The organism is Roseateles sp. P1_C6 (assembly GCF_056406315.1).
In genome coordinates this window covers 1-5,201 of sequence record NZ_JBFUAK010000029.1, presented here as the reverse complement: position 1 = coordinate 5,201, position 5,201 = coordinate 1, and the positions used below count along the sequence as shown (strand labels likewise).

Here is a 5,201-nt window from a genome sequence, read left to right as displayed (position 1 = left end):
GAACTGCAGCGTGTTGATCTTGTTGAAGTCGTACGGGCTCTCGATGAGCGTGTCCTGGCCGTCGCCGCGGCCGAACAGGTAGGTGTTGTTGCCGTAGCCGGGGTTGAGGGTGTCGTTGCCGGACCCGCCTTCGAAGCTGTCGTTGCCGTCTTCACCGGCCAGGCTGTCGTCGCCGGAACCGCCCTGGATGACGTCATTGCCGGCACCGGCGTTGACGGTGTCGTTGCCGTCTCCGGCGGCGATGGTCTCGGACCAGCCGCTGGCCAGGATGGCGTCGTTGCCGGCGGTGCCGGTGGCGACGCGGCTGATGATGTCGGTCAGCGTCCAGATGGTGCCGTCATTGAAGACGATGCGCTGCAGCGGGTTGTAGCCGCGGTTGGGGTCGTCGCCCTCGAAGAAGGCGAGCACGTGCAGCTTGTCGCCGCCGTTGCCGTAGGTGATCTCGAGCGCGGTGTAGTTGTGCGCGCCCTGGTCCAGCACGCGGCGCAGCTTCACGTCGCTCGGCGCGATGCCGGCCTTGAACTGGAGCGTGTTGGTCTTGCCCTGATCCCAACCGGTGTTGCTCAGCAGGTCCTGGCCGTCGCCCAGGCCCAGGATGATGGTGTTGCTGCCGGTGCCGACGTCCAGCCAGTCGTTGCCGATGCCGCCTTCCAGCGTGTCGTTGCCGTTGTCGCCATACAGCGTGTCGTCGCCGGCGCCGCCGCGGATGGTGTCGTTGCCGTCGCGGCCGCCCAGGCTGTCGTTGCCGTTGCCGCCATCGATGGTCTCGGCCCAGGCCGTGCCCATGATGTCGTCACGGCCGTCGGTGGAGGCCAGCACGCGGGCCAGCATGTCGCTGATGGTCCAGACCGTGCCGTCGGCGAACTGGATCTTTTGCAGCGGGTTGTAGCCGCGGTTGGGGTCTTCGCCCTCGAAGAAGTTGTTGACGGTCAGCCGGTCGCCGCCGTTGCCGTAGGCGATTTCCAGCGCCGTGTAGTTGCGTGCGTCGTTGTCCAGGCCGCGACGCAGCTTGACGTCGCTGGGCACGATGCCGGGTTTGAAGAGCAGGGTGTTGGTCTTGCCCTGGTCCCAGGAGGTGCCAGCCAGCGTGTCCTGCCCGTCGCCCAGGCCCAGCACGAGGGTGTTGCTGCCGTTGCCGACGCCGAGGTAATCGTTGCCGGTACCGCCGTCCAGCGTGTCGTTGCCGTCTTCGCCGTAGAGCAGGTCGTCGCCCGCGCCGCCGCGTATGGTGTCGTCGCCGCTGCGGCCGTAGATGAGGTCGCCGCCCTCGCCGCCGTCGATGGTGTCGGTCCAGACGGTGCCGGTGATGGCGTCCGCCTGGGACGTGCCGGCCAGCACGCGCGAGACGATGTCGGTCACGGTCCAGACCGTGCCGTCGGCGAACTGGACCTTCTGCAGCGGGTTGTAGCCGCGGTTGGGGTCGTCGCCCTCGAAGAAGCCGTAGACGGTCAGCTTGTCGCCGCTGTTGCCGTAGGCGATCTCCAGCGCCGTGTAGTTGTGGGCACCGTTGTCCACGGCGCGGCGCAGCTTCACGTCGGCCGGGTTGACGCCGGCTTTGAACTGCAGCGTATTGGTCTTGCCCTGGTCCCAGCTGGTGGCCAGCAGCAGGTCCTGACCGTCACCCAGGCCCAGCACGAGAGTGTTGCTGCCGTTGCCGACGTTCAGCCAGTCGTTGCCGGTGCCGCCGTCCAACGTGTCGTTGCCGTCCTCGCCGTACAGCAGGTCGTCGCCATCGCCGCCCCTGAGCGTGTCATTGCCGCCGCGGCCGGAGATCGTGTCGTTGCCGGCACCGCCGTCCAGGGAGTCATTGGCCGGCGTGCCGACCAGCACGTCATCGCCGGCCGTGGATTGCTGCAGGCGGTTAAAGAGGTCGGCCGCGGTCCAGATCGTGCCGTCGTCGAAGCGCAGCTGCTGAACCGGGTTGTAGGGGTTGGTCGGACTGTCGCTCTCGAGGAAGTAATTGATGACGAGCTTGTCGCTCGCGCCCGTGACGCCGATCTCCAGCGCCGTGTAGCGCGTGGTCTGGCTGTCGTAGGCGCGGCGCGCCGTCAGGTTGGCCGGCGTGATGCCGATGCCGAGCTGCACGACGTTCAGCCGGCTGCCGTTGGTGTCACCGCTGTAGAGGATGGTGTCGACGCCGTCACCCAGCCCGAACACATAGGTGTTGTTGCCGGTACCGCCCGACAGGAAGTCGGTGCCGCCCTGGCCGATCAGCACGTCGTTGCCGCCCAGCGCGTTGAGGGTCTCGTTGGCGGCCGTGCCGGTCAGCGTCTCGGCGAGGTTGGTGCCGTCGATAGTGGTGGTGGCCGGCGCGCTGTACAGGTGCGCGACGATGGCCGTCAGGTCCCACGACGTGCCGTCGGCGAACTTGAGCTGCTGGACCGGGTTGTAGGGGCTGGACGGATTACCGCCCTGGAAGAAGTAGTTGATGGTCAGCCGGTCTTCGGTCCCGGCGATCGCGATCTCCAGCGACTCGTTGGTGCTGCCCTGGTTGCCGGTCAGGCGGCGCAGGACGACGTCGGTCGTCGCCACGCCGGCCTTGAGCTGCACGGTATTGAGCTTGCCCGCCGTCGTGTCATAGACATAGCTGAGGCCATCCTGGCCATCGCCACGGCCGAACAGGTAGGTGTTGTTGCCGTAGCCGCCGTCCAGCCAGTCATTGCCGGTGCCGCCGTCCAGCGTGTCGTTGCCGTTGCCACCGTAGAGGGCGTCGTTGCCGTCGCCGCCGGACAGTGTGTCGTTGCCGTCGGCGCCGTCGATGGAGTCGCTGCCGCGGCCGCCGTTGATGGTGTCGCCGGCCGTCGTGCCGCGCAGCACGTCGTGCTCAGCCGTACCCTGGTTCAGCACGTTCAGGATGGCGCCGATGTTCCACACCGTGCCGTCGTCGAACTTGATCTGCTGGATCGGGTTGTAGGCGCTGCCGGGGTTGTCGCCCTGGAAGAAGTAGTTGATGGTCAGCCGGTCTTCGGTGCCGGCGATGCTCAGCTCCAGCGACTCGTTGGTGCCGCCCTGGCCGCCAGTGATGCGGCGCAGCCGCACGTCGCCCACGGCCACGCCGGCCTTGAGCTGCACGGTGTTGAGCTTGCCGGCCGTCGTGTCGTAGACATAGGCGATGCCGTCCTGGCCGTCACCGCGACCGAACAGGTAGGTGTTGTTGCCGTAGCCGCCGTCCAGCCAGTCGTGGCCTGCGCCGCCGTCCAGCTTGTCGTTGCCGTCCTCGCCGGCGAAGTTGTCGTGTCCGCTGCCGCCGATCATGCGATCGTCACCAGCGCCGCCCTGCGCCAGGTTGACGCCCTCACCGGGCTGGATGGTGTCGGCCCCCACCGTGCCGCGCAGCAGGTCTCGGCTGGCGCTGCCCTGGAAGATGGCGGCTAGGATGTTGGAGACGTTCCAGGTTGTTCCGTCGTCGAAACGGATCTGCTGGACGGGGTTGTACGCGCTGCCGGGGTTGTCGCCCTGGAAGAAGTAGTTGATGGTCAGCCGGTCTTCGGTGCCGGCGATGACGATCTCCATGGACTCGTGCGTGCCGCCCTGGCTGCCGGTGACGCGGCGCAACAGGATGTCGGCGGGCGTGATGCCCGCCTTGAGCTGCACCGTGTTGAGCTTGCCGCCCGTGGTGTCGTAGAAGTAGGCGACCGTGTCCTGGCCGTCGCCGCGGCCGAACAGGTAGGTGTTGTTGCCGTAGCCACCGTCCAGCCAGTCGCGGCCCGCGCCGCCCTCCATCGTGTCGTTGCCGTTGCCGCCGTAGAGCGCGTCATTGCCCTCGCCACCCGCCAGCGTGTCATTGCCGTCGACGCCGTCCAGCGTGTCGTTGCCGGCGCCACCGTTCAGCGTGTCGGCACCGACCGAGCCGCGCAGGACGTCGACGTCCGCCGTGCCTTGGCCCAGCACCGCGAGGATGTCCGCGACGTTCCAGGTCGTGCCGTCGTCGAAGCGGATCTGCTGGACAGGGTTGTAGGGGCTGCTGCCGGGGTTGTCGCCCTGGAAGAAGTAGTTGATGCCGATCTTGTCGGTCGTGCCGACGATGCTGACTTCCAGCGATTCGTTGGTGCCGCCCTGGTCACCCGTCAGGCGGCGCAGCAGCACGTCGCCCGGCGCGACGCCGGCCTTGAACTGCAGCGTGTTGAGCTTGCCGGCCGTGGTGTCGTAGGTGTAGCCGATGCTGTCGACGCCGTCGCCGCGACCGAACAAATAGGTGTTGTTGCCGTAGCCACCGTCCAGCCAGTCGTTGCCGGTGCCGCCATCCAGCGTGTCGTTGCCGGTGCCGCCGTAGAGGGCATCGTTGCCGTCGCCGCCCAGCAGGCGGTCGTTGCCGTCCATGCCGCTGAGGATGTCGTCGCCGCGGCCACCAGTCAGCACGTCGGCGCCGGTGGTCGCGCGCAGGTTGTCGTTTGCCTCGGTGCCGGCACTCATCAGTTCCACGAGGCGGGCGATGCTCCAGACGGTGCCGTCGGCAAACGTGACCTGCTGCACCGGGTTGTAGTAGTTGCCGGGGTCGTCGTTGTGGAAGAAGTAGTTGACCGTGATGCGGTCGTTGGTGCCCGCGATGGCAAGTTCAAGCGCCGTGATGCCGTTGCTCTGGCCGTCGTAGACGCGGCGCACGCTGACGTCGGCAGGCGGCACGTCGTCGCGGAACCGGAGGACGTTCAGCTTTCCTGCGGTCGTGTCGTAGCGGTTGCCGATGGTGTCCTGGCCGTCACCGCGGCCGAACACATAGACGTTGTTGCCGACGCCGCCGTCCAGCCAATCGTTGCCAGTACCGCCGTCCAGCAGGTCGTTGCCATCCTCGCCGTAGAGGGCGTCATTGCCGTCCTCACCGAAGAGGCTGTCGCTTCCACCGCGGCCCATCAGCGAGTCGTTGCCGGCGCCCCCATGGATTTCATCGGCGCCACCGGTGCCGGCAATGCTGTCATCAGTGGGCGTCCCTGCCTTCATCTTGGCGAGGAGATAAACAATGTCCCACTCCGTGCCGTCGTCGAAGCGGACCTTTTGCAGCGTGTTGTAGACGTTGCCTGGGTCGTCTGCACGCAGGAAGCCGTTGAAGGTGATCCTGTCGGTCGTACCGGCAATGCTCAGCTCCAGCGCGTTGTTGTTGCCGCCCCAGTAGGTGTCGTAGGCCTGCTTGACCGTGACATCCGCGGGCGCTACGCCGGCCTTGAACTGCAGCGTGTTGACATTGCCGCCGGTGTTGTAGCCGAAGT

Annotated in this window: 1 protein-coding gene; it reads right to left on the bottom strand. The window is 67.0% G+C overall.

The window, feature by feature from the left end:
* The coding region (locus tag AC1D29_RS29505) for a calcium-binding protein (protein WP_477904328.1) at positions 1-5,201 on the bottom strand (5,201 nt) is incomplete at both ends.